Origin of the sequence: Acetobacter sp. UBA5411 (genome assembly GCF_002409645.1) — a bacterium.
In the GTDB taxonomy this organism is placed as follows: Bacteria; Pseudomonadota; Alphaproteobacteria; order Acetobacterales; family Acetobacteraceae; genus Acetobacter.
Genome location: NZ_DHNR01000001.1, coordinates 1 through 14,342 on the forward strand (window position 1 = coordinate 1; position 14,342 = coordinate 14,342).

Annotated in this window: 11 protein-coding genes; 3 read left to right on the forward strand and 8 right to left on the reverse strand. The window is 55.3% G+C overall.

Annotated features, from left to right (window positions below):
- Nucleotides 1-197 precede the first annotated feature (197 nt).
- From B3759_RS00005 to betB, 4 genes are read right to left on the reverse strand one after another with little or no spacing between them, the layout of a single operon-like run.
- Nucleotides 198-1,079, reverse strand: a complete 882-nt coding sequence (locus B3759_RS00005; protein WP_291362429.1) for a carbon-nitrogen hydrolase family protein — start codon at nt 1,077-1,079, stop codon at nt 198-200.
- On the reverse strand, nt 1,079-1,720 hold the full coding sequence (locus tag B3759_RS00010; RefSeq protein WP_291362431.1) for a GNAT family N-acetyltransferase: 642 nt from the start codon (nt 1,718-1,720) through the stop codon (nt 1,079-1,081). The genes B3759_RS00005 and B3759_RS00010 overlap by 1 nt, the downstream gene beginning before the upstream one ends.
- A 33-nt stretch (nt 1,721-1,753) precedes the next feature.
- Nucleotides 1,754-3,412 (reverse strand): choline dehydrogenase, encoded by a 1,659-nt coding sequence (gene betA / locus B3759_RS00015; RefSeq protein ID WP_291362433.1) that lies wholly within the window; start codon nt 3,410-3,412, stop codon nt 1,754-1,756.
- 11 nt (nt 3,413-3,423) lie between these two features.
- A complete protein-coding gene (gene betB / locus B3759_RS00020; protein ID WP_291362435.1) occupies nt 3,424-5,520 on the reverse strand; it encodes a betaine-aldehyde dehydrogenase in 2,097 nt (698 codons plus the stop codon).
- A gap of 501 nt (nt 5,521-6,021) precedes the next feature.
- Here betB and choW point away from each other — a divergent pair.
- The 3 genes from choW to choX all read left to right on the forward strand — a co-directional run bounded on the left by choW (nt 6,022) and on the right by choX (nt 9,220).
- Nucleotides 6,022-6,867, forward strand: coding sequence for a choline ABC transporter permease subunit (choW, locus tag B3759_RS00025; protein WP_291362437.1), 846 nt, complete (start codon nt 6,022-6,024; stop codon nt 6,865-6,867).
- A 13-nt stretch (nt 6,868-6,880) separates the two neighbouring features.
- On the forward strand, nt 6,881-8,110 hold the full coding sequence (choV, locus tag B3759_RS00030) for a choline ABC transporter ATP-binding protein (RefSeq protein ID WP_291362439.1): 1,230 nt from the start codon (nt 6,881-6,883) through the stop codon (nt 8,108-8,110).
- Nucleotides 8,111-8,284: 174 nt separating this feature from the next.
- Entirely contained in the window at nt 8,285-9,220 is a 936-nt protein-coding gene (choX, locus tag B3759_RS00035; protein ID WP_291362441.1) for a choline ABC transporter substrate-binding protein, read from the forward strand.
- Nucleotides 9,221-9,298: 78 nt separating this feature from the next.
- On the opposite strand, the gene B3759_RS00040 is transcribed toward choX, so the two are convergent.
- The 4 genes from B3759_RS00040 to B3759_RS00055 all read right to left on the reverse strand — a co-directional run bounded on the left by B3759_RS00040 (nt 9,299) and on the right by B3759_RS00055 (nt 14,286).
- Entirely contained in the window at nt 9,299-9,805 is a 507-nt protein-coding gene (locus B3759_RS00040; protein ID WP_291362597.1) for a transcriptional repressor, read from the reverse strand.
- A gap of 58 nt (nt 9,806-9,863) precedes the next feature.
- Entirely contained in the window at nt 9,864-10,631 is a 768-nt protein-coding gene (locus B3759_RS00045) for a TIGR03915 family putative DNA repair protein (protein WP_291362444.1), read from the reverse strand.
- On the reverse strand, nt 10,628-11,860 hold the full coding sequence (locus tag B3759_RS00050; protein ID WP_291362446.1) for a putative DNA modification/repair radical SAM protein: 1,233 nt from the start codon (nt 11,858-11,860) through the stop codon (nt 10,628-10,630). The genes B3759_RS00045 and B3759_RS00050 overlap by 4 nt, the downstream gene beginning before the upstream one ends.
- Before the next feature lie 212 nt (nt 11,861-12,072).
- Nucleotides 12,073-14,286, reverse strand: a complete 2,214-nt coding sequence (locus B3759_RS00055; protein WP_408736425.1) for a TonB-dependent siderophore receptor — start codon at nt 14,284-14,286, stop codon at nt 12,073-12,075.
- Nucleotides 14,287-14,342: the final 56 nt, after the last annotated feature.

Sequence of the window (14,342 nt, forward strand, 5' to 3'; positions counted from 1 at the left end):
TCCGCCAACGAAGACTGGAAAAAACTCTTCAACGTGTCCGTGCTCATGATTTTTGCCGTGCCCTGAACTGATGTTCGGCAGTGAAAGAATGGAAGGCCATTCTTCGGGCTGCCGCTATTACATGAAAATATAGGAACAAGGAGCCGTTTGAGACTTTCATATTTGCGACGTCTCCTTGCCCGGAAACGCTGAAATTTTTACGCATCCGAAAAAGTATTTTTCCCGGCGGACGGAACGACGGTCGGCCAGTCCCGACAGTTACGAACAGCACCATTTTCCCGCACTTCGTCCAGTGCGTCGGGAGAAAGTGTGGCAAAGATCCAGCCATCTTGGTCAAGTTTTCCTTCGGCGATCACGCCGTCATCGGGAAAGCCCCGGTCAACCGGGCCATATATCCCGGCACAGCCATGATTTTCGTCCAGTGTGGCCAGCCATGGCGCATCACCGACAGTGGGTGAAACCGCCACGAAACATTGATTTTCCAGCGCTCGCGCCTGCGCGGAAATCTTCACACGGTTAAAGCCATGCATGGAATCTGTGCAGGTCGGCACAAGGATCAGCCACGCTCCCGCCTCGACCTGCGCCCGCGCCAGCATCGGAAATTCCGAGTCATAACAGACAGAGGTTCCAATCAGTCCCCACGGTGTTTCGAATACGCCGGGTGGATTGCCTGCTTTCACACCCCATGATTCGGTTTCGAACCGCGTCATGACGTGCTTGTCCTGAAACGCCACGGATCCATTTGGTGCGATCAACGGCGCACGGTTTCGCACGCCTGCTGCTTCCGGACGGGGCAGTGTGCCCGGCATCAGCCAGACCGAATGCTTTTTCGCGGCCGCACGCATGATGGCAAGAATGGCGTCACTATGTGCGCACATTGCATCCAGTTCGGCGGAGGGATCTGGTTCTTTCGTGACGGCTGCCGCTGCTTCCATGCAGGAATATTCCGGCATCAGCAAAAGGTCAGCCTGTTTGGCGCCTTCGGCCACCAATCTGTCGAGATGGTTTGCATAGTCTTCCAGAGAGTCGATTTTCGCGACTTCCCAAGCCAGAACACCTAGTCGGAGGGGTTTGTTCATCAATCCTCGTCCTGATCTTTTTGCAGGAGCGCCTCGGGGATCGGGTCGCCTCTGAGTGGTTTGATATGAAAATCGAGAAGGTGGTCCCGCTGGCCGGGGACGCCGGGTTCCTTCCAGCCCAGATGGCAGAACACGCCGGGCAGGGGCGTAAAGCCACGTTTCATCCAGAAATCTGCAAGAGACTGAGCATTTTCCGGTCGACGTGGATCGGTTTTCCAGCGACGGACGGCACAGAATACAGTGAACGGCGCATCGCTTGCGGAGCGCGCGTGACGCTCGCGTTCCTCAAAAAAACGCACGCCGATACCCTGCCCACGATAGGATTCCAGCAGGACAGATTCCCCGAAATAGAAGAAATCCTTTGTGGATAGGCCACGTTCTTCAAAAGGTGCGCGGATGCACGCCATCTCATCTTTCAAGGGGAGACAGGTCGAAGCGCCGACAACCCTGTCACCATCTTTTGCGACGACGACTGCGGTGCCGGGACTCTGCATGTAGGCGTGCAGATATTTCTCTTCGTAGGCAAGGTTTCCATCGTAGAGATAAGGCCATTCCCGGAAGATCGTGATCCGCAACCGTGCGAGATCAGGGACAACCGAAAGAAGGCGTTCTCCGGTAAGGGTTTCAATCGTCACTGACATGACATTGGATTTCCCATTTTCATGCCCGACAGGTCAGCGCTGCCGGGTCTCCCAGTGTGGTGCGACGTAATACGGCGCATGCGACGGCGGCAGCATAGGCCGGTTACGGATGTGATCGGCAGCCTTTTCCGCGATCATTGTCGTCGGCGCGTTCAGATTGCCATTGGTGACACGCGGCATGATGGAGGAATCCACCACGCGCAGTCCTTCCACGCCAATCACGCGCGTTTCCGGATCGACAACCGCCATGGGGTCGTCGAGTGAGCCCATCTTGCAGGTGCAGGAGGGGTGAAGTGCGCTTTCCACTTTCTGACGGATGAACTCGTCAATCTGCTCGTCGGATGTGCAATCCTCACCGGGTTGCAGTTCGTGACCGTGGAAAGGCTGAAACGCTTCCTGATTGAACAGTTCGCGGGTCAGGCGAACACAGGCGCGCATCTCTTCCAGATCATCAGGATGGCTCAGGTAGTTGAAGAGAATCTTCGGCTTATCCTCGGGATTTGCCGATTTCAGGCGCACATGACCGCGACTCTTTGAACGCATCGGGCCGACATGCGCCTGATAGCCGTGACCGGACGCCAGTCCCTTGCCGTCATAGGTGACAGCCAATGGCAGGAAATGGAACTGGATGTCGGGGTAGGGGACGCCAGCCTTGCTGCGGATGAAACCACAGCTTTCGAAATGGTTTGTTGCGCCCAGACCATCTTTCCGAAGAATCCAGCGCAGGCCGATCTTCAGTTTCGCCAGCGGGCTCATGGCCGAATAGAGAGTGATCGGTTTCTTGCAGGCGATCTGGAAATAGAACTCCAGATGATCCTGCAAGTTCTCACCAACGCCCGGACGATCCGCAATCACCGGAATTCCGAGAGCCTTCAGTTGTTCAGCAGGTCCGATTCCGGAAAGAAGCAGAATCTGTGGCGAATTGATCGAACCGCCGGAGAGGATCACTTCTTTCCGTGCCCGTGCGATGCACTCCTTGCCTGCGCGGGTATAGGCAATGCCGACAGCCCGCTTGCCTTCAAACAGGATCTTTGTGGCGCGGGCCTGCTGGTGCACCTCAAGATTTTTTCGATGCATGACTGGACGCAGATAGGCATTCGCCGTGTTCCAGCGCCGACCGTCCTTGACGGTCATGCTCATCTTGTCGAAGCCTTCCTGCTGATAACCGTTATAATCATGCGTGACGGGATAGCCGGCCTGATAACCGGCTTTCAGCCATGCTGAATGGAGAGGATTATCCACCGTGCCATACTGGGTGTGCAACGGACCTGTCCGACCACGATAGGTGTCATCACCTTCCGTGCAGGACTCGGCTTTTTTGAAATAGGGTAGAACATCGGCATAGGACCAGCCGGTCGCGCCTTCCTTCACCCAGTCCTCAAAGTCGAGCGCATTGCCGCGCACATATACCATACCGTTGATGGAGGAGGAGCCGCCAAGCCCCTTGCCGCGCGGAGTGAACATGCGCCGGCCACCAAGGTAAGGCTCCGGCTCACTTTCGTAGAACCAGTTGAAGCGTTTGGAGTGCATAGGCATCGCCAGCGCAGTCGGCATCTGCACGATGATCGACTTGTCGCTGCCGCCGAACTCCAGAAGCAGCACAGTGTCCTTGCCGTCTTCCGTCAGGCGGTTGGCCAGCACACATCCGGCAGACCCGGCCCCGACGACGATATAATCAAATTCCTGTTCCATGGCCTGCCTCCTCAGTAGGGGGATTCGACATTGCCGAGCGCTACGTAAACGCTCTTGATTTGTGTGTAATGATCCAGTGCAGCCTGACTGTTTTCACGACCCAGACCGGACTGCTTGTAACCACCGAACGGCATTTCGATCGGCGTGATGTTGTACTGGTTGATCCAGCAGGTGCCTGCTTCCAGAGCGGCGACGACACGGTGTCCACGCGCGAGATCGTTTGTGAACACGCCAGCCGCCAGACCGAACTCTGTCGCATTGGCGCGGGTAACGACTTCATCCTCGTCGTGGAAATCGAGAACGGTCATGACCGGACCGAAGATTTCCTCACGGGCGATCTTCATGTCATCATTGCAGCCGGTAAAGATGGTCGGCTGCATGAAGGCACCCTTGCCAAATGCACCTTCTGTAAGGCGATGACCGCCGGTCAGAAGCTGCGCTCCTTCGGCCACGCCGCTCTCTACATAGGCCATGACCTTTTCCAGATGCGGCATGCTGATGAGTGCACCAACATCCGTATCTGCCGCCAGCGGATCACCGATTTTCATCGCTTCGACGCGCCGCTTCAGTTCGGCAAGAAACCGGTCACGGATTCCGGACTGCACGAAAACACGCGTTCCGTTCGAGCAGATTTCACCACCCGAGTAGAAGTTGCCGAGCAGCGCGGCGGAGACAGCATTGTCCAAGTCTGCATCGTCAAAGATGATAAGCGGAGATTTTCCACCCAATTCCAGTGTGACATATTTCAGCGTATTTGATGCTTCACGCATCACTGCCTTTCCTGTCGGAACGGAACCCGTGAGGCTGACCTTGTGAATATCGGGATCGGCACACAGGCGTCGTCCCACATCACCCGCGCCGTGCAGCACGTTGAATACCCCGTCGGGCAGGCCGGCCTCACGATAGATCTCGGCCAGCCGCACCGATGTCAGCGGTGTCATTTCGGAGCTTTTGAAGATCATCGCGTTGCCGCAGGCTAGCGCAGGAGCAGACTTCCAGCAGGCGATCTGGATCGGGTAATTCCACGCGCCGATGCCAGCCGTGACGCCCAATGGTTCGCGGCGCGTATAGGCGAAGGCCTGCTCGCCAAGATCCATTGCTTCGCCATTGATCGCGCAGGCGACGGAGCCGAAATATTCGAGAGCGTCCGCGCCGGAGAGAATGTCGACAGCCGCCGTCTCGGCAATCGGTTTGCCCGTGTCGAGCGTTTCGATGCGGGCGAGCATGTCGTTATCGCGACGAAGAAGATCAGCCGCTTTGCGCAGGACACGACCGCGCTCGGTGCCGGTCATCCGTGCCCAGATTTTCTGTCCGCGTTTGGCGCTTTCCACCGCAGCCGCGTGTTCCCGCTCGCCAGCGATTTCCACTTCTGCGAGCACTTCGCCGGTGGCGGGATTGCGCGTCTCGAACCGCACGCCCTTCGTCGGCATGGGACGACCGTTGATCCAGTTTGTGCAGACGTCTTCACGTCTAGCCTGAAGTGATGGTGCAGGGAGGTTCGCCTGATGCAGGGCGATCTGGCTGTCCAGAAAAGCCGTAACCTGCGCACGGGCGGCTTTGCTGTCCGCTTCCTCCCAGTCCGAAAGCGCTGCCCGAAGCCAGGTGCCATCAATAAGTGCTGCTATCGAGGTGGCGAGAGAATGCACATCCCGGCCAGGCAAAAGTGCTTTCAGATCGTAGGAAAGATTGGACAGAATCCGCTTCTGGTAGATTCGCTGGATACGTTTGAGCGTTGGCACATAAGGGACCTGTCCCCAGAAAGACAGCCATGTCGCGCCTTCCTCCCGCTGAAACTGGTCACGGGCAAGCAGGGAATCAATGGCGGCCTGCAGGCGCTCGCGCGGTGTGTGGGCTGTCAGAAAGCGCTTCAGGATCTCATGACGCAGCGACTCGGATTGATACCAGAAAGCCGTGCCGAGCAGGGTGTCCTTGTCGCCAAAATAATGAACCAGCAAACTGGGGGAAACGTCAGCACGTTCGGCGATCCGGGCGAGGGTCGTTCCGACATACCCGTTGTCGGCAAGAACGGAGAGTGTCGCGGCAACAAAATTGCGACGACGCTCATCATCCAGTCGTGTCATGGCGGAAGAAGCGGAGGGCTGCATCATGAAATCCGAATGCCTTTGAATGATCGTTCAATAACGTCTTTATGTCGAAACGAAAAAGCAATGTCCACAGAAAATGATTAATATGAAAAGCTGATTCGTTTGCAGATTGTTGGTGTTTTCACTCAAGTTTCAGGTATTTTTACGACGGCGGGGCATTGTTGAGCGTTGGTTCAACGATACTGGTTGTTGAAGCAGTCGAAAAGGGTAGGAGACGGCGACTTTATCCAATGCGACGTCGGAATAAATCAATTCCTTTCTGTTTCTTGAACGCAATGATGGGGTATGAATAAACTGTAGTCAGCCTGAACGGTTTCAGATCAGGCGGCGTAGGATGTGTTTTCTGACGTGATACGCGAAAGAACTTTATATCCTTCGGCTTTCGGTTACGATGTCGAACTGAAAAAGGGTGGGTCCATATGACACGGCTCACGGGAATACCTGCTCACGGTTTTCTGCCTGCCTTGGCCAGACCTGAAATCTCCGGACTGTGAAGCGAGATCAATGAACGGGCTCGAAGACTGGATCACATCGCATAAAATACCTGTCGGTGAAGTGGCGTCGAATGCCGTCGACTGGATCAGGGATCATTGTCAGGGTGGTTTCGACGTCATCAGTGAGGCGATAGGCTCCTGCGCTGATGGTTTCACCAATCTGTTGACGTCTGTCCCGCCCGTCCTGTTTGTGGCGGTTCTGACAATCGGCGTGTGGTTCTGGAAACGTGCCATCGGCACCTGCGTGCTGGTGGCGCTTGGCCTTCTGTTCATCATCAATCAGGGATACTGGCAGGAAACGATGGCGACCCTGTCGCTCATCTTTTTTGCGACGGTCACATGCATGCTGGTTGGCGTGCCGATCGGGATTGCGTCCGCGCATCGTCCATGGCTTGCCAAGGCGCTTCATCCGGTTCTGGATCTCATGCAGACCTTGCCGACCTTCGTTTATCTGATCCCGACCCTGATTCTGTTTGGTCTGGGCACCGTTCCCGGCACGATTTCCACCGTGGTGTTCGCCATTCCCGCGCCCATTCGCATGACCCAGCTTGGGATTTTGTCTGTTCCCAAAGCTTTGCTTGAGGCGGGCGATGCATTTGGAGCCACACCAAGACAACGCTTATGGAAAGTTGAGGTGCCAGCAGCACTTCCCATGATCCGCGAAGGACTGAGTCAGTGCATCATGCTCAGTCTTTCCATGGTGGTGATTGCCGCGCTGGTCGGTGCTGGTGGGCTGGGCGTGCCGGTCGTCCGGGCGCTGAATACGGTCCAGATCGACACCGGGTTTGAATCAGGTCTGGCGATTGTTTTAGTCGCCATCATTCTGGACCGGCTCTGCCGCAAGAAAACGCACTGAGGAGACTATCTGTATGGAAGCCGTGCGGACAGAACCACAAGGTAAAACTGCTGCTCTCTCCTTCAAAAACGTGGATATTCTGTTTCACCGGAATAACTCGTCAAGTGCGATTGCCCAAGCCGTCAAGCGTCTGGATGAGGGTGGTACGCGCGAGCAGATCGCCTCTGAACTGGGTGTGACTGTCGGTGTGGCAAACGCCAATCTCGAAATCAGGCGTGGTGAGATCAGCGTGCTCATGGGGCTGTCCGGTTCCGGTAAATCGACATTGCTGCGGGCTGCCAATCGTCTCAACAAGGTGACACGGGGCAGTGTCGAGATTGGGAACGGCACGGCCTTTGTCGATATTGCCAGCTGTGATGATGAAACATTGCGCGATATGCGGCGCACCCGCGTTACGATGGTTTTCCAGCAGTTTGGTCTATTGCCGTGGAGAACTGTGCGGGAAAACGTCTCGTTTGGTCTGGAGCTTCGTGGGTTTGCTCCCAATGCACGCCGTAAAATTGCCGAGGAAAAACTGGAGTTGGTCGGCCTTACACGCTGGGCCAATTCCTATGTTTCGGAACTCTCGGGCGGTATGCAGCAGCGTGTAGGACTGGCGCGGGCTTTTGCTACAGATGCTGACATTCTCCTGATGGATGAGCCTTTTTCAGCGCTTGATCCGTTGATTCGGCGCAAGCTTCAGGACGAGCTGCTGGATCTTCAGACACGCCTCAAGAAAACCATTGTATTTGTCAGTCATGATATTGATGAGGCTCTCAGGATTGGCAGCAATATTGCCATCATGCGGGAAGGGCGCATTATTCAGGCAGGGCCTCCACAGGAAATCATTTCCTCGCCCGTCGATGATTATGTCCGTGACTTTATAAGGCACATGAATCCGCTACCATTGCTGAATGCAGCAAGTGTCATGCGTCTTCTGGAGGTTTGTCCCCGGTGGGATGAGAATACCATTCAGCTCGACGCAACCGGTTATTATGGTTTCAATCCCGTGACCGCTACCGTGACCGATAGGTCGGGAGCAGAAGTTGCGCTGCAATTTCACGACACTGACGACATTTCAGAACTGCAAGTGATTTCAGGCTGTGTTTATTGTGTGCCGGTTGCGGCTTCACTCAACACAGTGGCCCTTCTGCGCCAGAAAAGCGGAATGCCGGTCCTTATTTCTGATGCCAATCAGATTATCGGATTGTGTGATGACGCTGACATGATCGGTGCGATCACGGGAGTTTCTCGTGCATCATAAGGTAATTGTTCGTTTTCCAGTCACGGAAAATACAACGTCTTGTATGTGAGGAAATAACTTCTGGCGCGGCAGAGGCGCCTGATCACGTAGGGTTTAATTGTTTCTGTTGCGGAATGTGTTTCGGTGCGCCCATACTTCGGCAACGGGCAGACAGGAAAAGGACGTGTCACTGGTATGAAGAAGAAACTTCTCGCTTCCATGGTTTTTCTTGGCGTCGGACTGCGCATTCTGCCAGCTCAGGCCGCCGAACCTGAAGCCTGTCAGATGGTGCGTATCGGGGATGTCGGGTGGTCGGATGCCGCCGTTACCAATGGTGTCACGATGAACCTTCTCGCCGGTCTGGGTTATAAAACCCGCGAAACGATGGTGACGCTGGCTGTCGCTTATCTTTCACTAGAAAACCATCAACTCGATGTCTTTCTGAGTGACTGGGAGCCCTCGGGCGCGTCCTATGTTGATCCCTACCTGAAAAGAGGGAAGATCGAACGGATTACAAAGAATCTCTCCGGAGCACGCTATACTCTTGCTGTTCCTGATTATGTTGCACAACAGGGCCTGAAAGATTTCAAGGATATCGCGAGTTGGGCTCCCAAGCTGAACAATACGATTTATGGAATTGAATCCGGAAATGACGGAAACAAGATCATTCTTGATATGATCAAGGCCAATGACTTTGGGCTTGGAAAATTCCATCTCAATGAAAGTAGTGAACAGGGCATGCTGTCTCAGGTGTCTCGCGCCATCCCAGCACAGAAGCCGATCGTGTTCCTTGCCTGGGAACCGCATCCGATGAACATGAATTTTCATCTGACCTATCTGACGGGTGGTGAAAAACAATTCGGCGCATCAGCCGAGGTCAACACGGTTGTTGGCAGCGGCTACGTGGAAAAATGCCCGAATGTTGGACATCTTCTGAAGCAGCTGACTTTCACCATTCCGTCAGAAAACGAGATGATGAAAACCATTTCCGAAAGTCATACAAAGCCTGCGCAGGTGACCAAGGACTGGATGAAAGCGCATCTGGAAGCTGTGGCGAAATGGCTTGATGGCGTCACAACGGTGGACGGTAAGCCGGGTCTGCCAGCGGTTCAGGCATACCTCGGACAGTAAGGCAGATTGCGTAAGTCGGGGTTTGCATGCCCCGGCTTCATTATCAGTCTTGAATGTGGACTGATTTATCTCGCCATATTAGGCGAGAGCCACACATTTCGCGCACAGACCTTCAACCTCGACGGTTGTATGCTGGAGCCGGAACCCTGATTTTTGGGACGCAGCGACAATCGAAGCGAGAATTGTGGGATCTTCAAGTTCGGTGACACTGGAGCAGTTTCGGCAGATCAGAAACTGGCTGGCATGGACACAATCCGCATCATGCTCGTGACAGGGTGCGCGGCCAAGAGTGTGGGTGCAGGGCATGAAGGCCGACAGTCGTTCGATCTTGTGAATCAGTCCGAATTCCATGAGAAATTCGAGCGTCCGATAGACCGTTGGCGGGGCGGCGTTACCCTGAATGGCCTGCAAGCGTTGCAATAGATCATACGCGCCCAGCGGAGCATTGGCTTCCAGCATCAATCCGAGAATCTGACGTCTCAAGGCAGTTAACCGGACATGCCGTTTGGCGCACAGTTCGTCCGCACGAGCAAGAAGGGTCTCGACGGAAGCAGAAAACAGGTGAGGGGCAGCGTCAGTCGTCATCGTGGACGGGATGGTAGGCCAGAACGTGTCGATTGCCCAGCCATCCAGCAACGCAACCTCACCATGTCTGGCGGGCAGCCTGAGCGAGCATCTCGGGGATCAGCTCGGTTTCCGGGAGGTTTTTCCAGTATTTGGGAGACATTTCCGACCGCATCGCCTTCACCTTGACGCGGGCGGGATTGAAAATGGAGCGGTAGTAGGTCTTCCATAAGGCCTCCGCCTCGTCTTCAAAGATCGTCCGTGTGCAGGCTTCTCTTGTGACGACGCAGATTTCTCCGTCCCAGCCGATGGAGCCTTTGGGTGTGAGAATCATCCAGTTCATGTCGGAGAACCGGCGCGCGAAGAAAGGCGCTGCCTTCTCAAGGATGTGGTGCTCCGGCTCAAACCACGCGGCAAAATGACGCATGTTGCTGCCTTGGGGCGTTTTCTCCCTGAAACGCACAAACGCCTTCATCTTGTGCACTTCACGACCGATCTGGTGGGCCATCCTGTTGGCCATGACGACATCGGGGTCGGTTCCTGTTTTCAAAAGAGCGCGTTCTCTCCTGCTTCGCCAGAGAATGCGGTAGGCGAGGGAGAATCTTTCAGGACTGGCATGACAAAGAACGGTTTCGAGAAACCGCAGGCAGTCCTTGCTGATTGTCTGTGACGTGGCTGTCTTGGTTTCTGGCGGCGGCTCAGACTGTGAAAACAGGTCATCCTGTTCGGACATGCTGCGCCAGACGACATGTTCAGGTGCAATCCCGGCTGCCAGAAGCGGGCGGGCATGAAGCCGCCACAGGGAAAAGGGAGCCGCGTCCGGCAGTGAAACGAGATGCTCTTTCATAGAAGTGACAGTTGCTGAGGCGGTGGCGCAAAAAGGGATTTGAGATCCATCCGGTCGATTAGTCTGACAGGTCGCCAGTCCGGCGTGGTGATGAACGGACGTATTTTTCTTATGCTGACGCGCAGTCGCTCCAGATCATCCAGTCGGATGGTTTTATGGCGACGCGTTGCCAGAAGCACCTTTACGGAACGCGGTCCCAGCCCGGGCACTCGCAGCAGGAGTTCGCGGGGAGCATGATTGATGTCCACCGGGAAGACGGCACGGTTGTCCAGAGCCCAGCTCAGTTTTGGATCGACTTCCAGATCAAGCATGCCGTCTGGACGGTTCTCGGTAATTTCCTGAAACTGGAAACCATAAAAACGGAACAGCCAGTCCGCCTGATACAGACGATGCTCGCGCAGGAGTGGTGGTTTCTGCGCGGGGAGAGCCTGCGAGGCGTGGGGAATGGGGCTGAAGGCGGAATAATAAACCCGCTTCAGCCGGTAGTCGGAATAAAGTGCGGAACTGCTTGAAAGAATATCCTGATCAGTAGCAGCGTCCGCACCGACAATCATCTGTGTGCTCTGCCCGCCGGGCGCAAAGCGAGGCGGGCGGCGTCCGGCGAGGGTTTTCTCCTTCGTCGCATCCATTTTTTTGCGGATGTGCCCCATGGCGGACCGGATACCGAGAGAATCCTTCTCCGGCGCATATTGGGTCAGCCCGGTCTCGGTGGGCATCTCCACATTGATGGAAAGACGATCAGCATACAGTCCGGCTTCCGCCAGCAGGTCCGGGGAGGCGTCGGGGATGGCTTTCAGGTGAATGTAACCGCGAAAACCTCTGTCCAGACGCAGGACCTTGGCGACACGCACAAGCTCTTCCATGGTGTAGTCGGACGAGCGGATGATGCCTGAAGACAGGAATAGTCCCTCGATATAGTTGCGGCGATAAAACTCCATCGTCAGCCAGACGATTTCCTCGACCGAGAAGCGGGCGCGTTCCACGCCGGACGACACCCTGTTGATGCAGTAGGCGCAGTCGTAAATGCAGAAATTGGTCATCAGGATCTTGAGCAGCGAGACGCAGCGCCCATCAGGTGTCCATGAATGACAGATGCCGCTTCGCTCGGTTGACCCCAGTCCCGGCTCCTTCTTTGACCCACGCCGATCCGAGCCGCTCGATGCACAGGAGGCATCGTATTTTGCAGCGTCTGACAGAAGGGCGAGTCTTTCCGAGAAGGTGCGTTTCATGGCGTGTTCATGTTATGTTCCTTTTTGGGGGCCGTCAAACATTTCTGGCGGCCTGTGGGGGAGAGTTTTGGCTAAAAGATATATCTATTTTGAATGTATATGAGGCGACTTTCAGGGTTTTGCCCTGCCCCCCTCAAGGAGACCTAGTCCCTTTGATCTTGGCTTTTTAAAAAGGAGAGAGCGGCTCAACACCACTCTCTCCCTGAACTGATCTACCAAGTGTACCCGATAGAAGCCTGCGCGTTACGGCGCTCTCCGTAGTAACAGAATTCCTGCCCGTAAGAGGCATAAGCCAGACAGTTAGCGACGAACCGTTTGTCGAAAATGTTACGGACACTGGCCGCTGCCGTCCATCCGCGAAGGGACGGAGAAAGCTGGGCAAGGTCGTAACGCAGGGAGCCGTCGAACAGCGCGTACTGCGGAACCCACACGCTGCCGTAAGAGGCTTCGCCACCGTAAGCCTTGGCGGTGTAACGCATGCCGCCGCCAAAACCGAGGCCTTTGGCCGGACCGGAGGGCAGTGTGTAGAACGCAAACAGGGAGGCATTCCCCTTGCCCGACTGGATCAGCGGTTTTCCCGTTGAGTCATCGTGGACTTTCTGCACGCTGATCGCAGCAGTGAGAACAAGGTTCTTATAAGGCTCGGCATGGGCTTCAAATTCGAAGCCATCGGAGTGGACTTTTCCGCTTTCAGTATTGAAACCAAGAGAGGAATTTGTCGCCACGAGAACATTAGTCTGTTCGATATGGAAGCCGGCGACCGTAAAGAGAACCGAAGTGCCGGGAATCTGATACTTCAGGCCGCCTTCAAGCTGTTTACCAAGGGACGGATTGGCCTGACGCATGGTTTTCCCACCATCGTTCGAGACAATTCCTGCCTGTGGCTGGAAGGACGTGGAATAGCTGATGTAGGGAGCAAGTCCGAAATCGAAGTGATAAAGACCTGAAGCACGCCAGGTGATCTGGCTCGGATCCTGATTACTGTCAGTGTGAGTCAGTGTTTCCATCTGATGGGAACGATACCAGTCATTACGCAGGCTGCCCGTCAGCACCAGACCACGCCAGCGAATTTCATCCTGCCCATACACACCAATCTGGTGCGAGTTGGTCTGATACGCCACATACGGGTTCATGGGAGCGATCGCCATGTGATAGTCCGGATAACGAACATCCATATCGGGCGCGTTACCAAAATATCCCATTTCTCCTGCGCTCTGCTGCATGTAATCAAAGCCGAACATCAGGTTGTGCTGCAAGAAACCGGTGCGGACCTTCCCCTTGAACTGGCTGTCGAACTCCAGATTGTGCGTATGCTCGTCAGTACCGAAAGCGTAGCGGGGCAGTGTATAGGTATTGCTGTAGTAACCGGCATCATAAACGCTGCGATAGCTGGTTTTCAGGTCGTCATAACGCCCGCGGGTAGAGAAGCTCCAGTCATCATTGAAGCGATGATTGAGGATATAGGTGATGGCGCCCTGTTTCCGGTTGAACTTTTCAAAAGAAGAGTCTCCATCGTAGAAATCGCGTGGCAGATAGCCAAACGAAGCGCGTTTCAGCGATCCGACCAGCGGTACGCCACCATAGGTGCCGTTTTCCGGATCATACTGGTAGTTTCCCAGAAGAGTCAGTGTTGTCGGACCATCGCCGCCGAACGTGAAGGATGGGCTGATGGAGAAGCGTTTGCTTCCCGTGCGGGCAAGCTGGGTATGCTGTCCGTTGGCGGTGCCGTAGATCCTGTAGCGGACAAATCCGTCATCCGTCGCATATCCGCCAACATCCGCGTCCACACGATACAGATTGAAACTGCCGCCTGTCGTGTTGATGCCGCCATAAAAACGCTGATCAGTAGGCAGTTTGCTTGAGAGTGCAGCCAGTCCACCGGGGCTGGATTGCCCATAAAGTGCGGAAGCCGGACCTTTCAGGATTTCCACACGTTCGAGGCGGGATGTGTCGGTCTGCGCTGTCGCGTAGCCGGTCGGACTGTCCTGCAGTTTCAGGCCATCAAGAAAGGTCGGAACCGTAAAACCGCGGAGTTGGAACTGGTCATAGCGTGTGCCGACCCCGCCACGCAGATTGGGGGTTATGCCAGCGGTGTAGCGAACGGCCTGATTGAGATCCAGCACGCCGCGAATGTCCATTTCATTGCGGGTGATGACGCTTACAGACTGGGCCGTCTCGATAAGGGGTGTATTTGATTTTGTGGCTGACGAGGCAATGGTCGAGGCCCGTCGCCCATGCACTTCCAGATGTTCGACTTTTGTCGCGGGTGTAGCGCCTTTTCCCGGTTTCTGAACTGCTGCGGGTATTTGCTGAGAGTGCGTCATGCCGGGCTTTTCTTCCTGATCGGCAGCAAGGACCTCGCCGCTCATGAGGAGCGAAAGAGGGAGGGCGTAAACAACCCTGCTGCGGCGCATGGCGGACTTCATTGGGGGCTCCTGATCACTGGTATGACAGGGCCGTATCGGAAATGCGAATCAGTTGC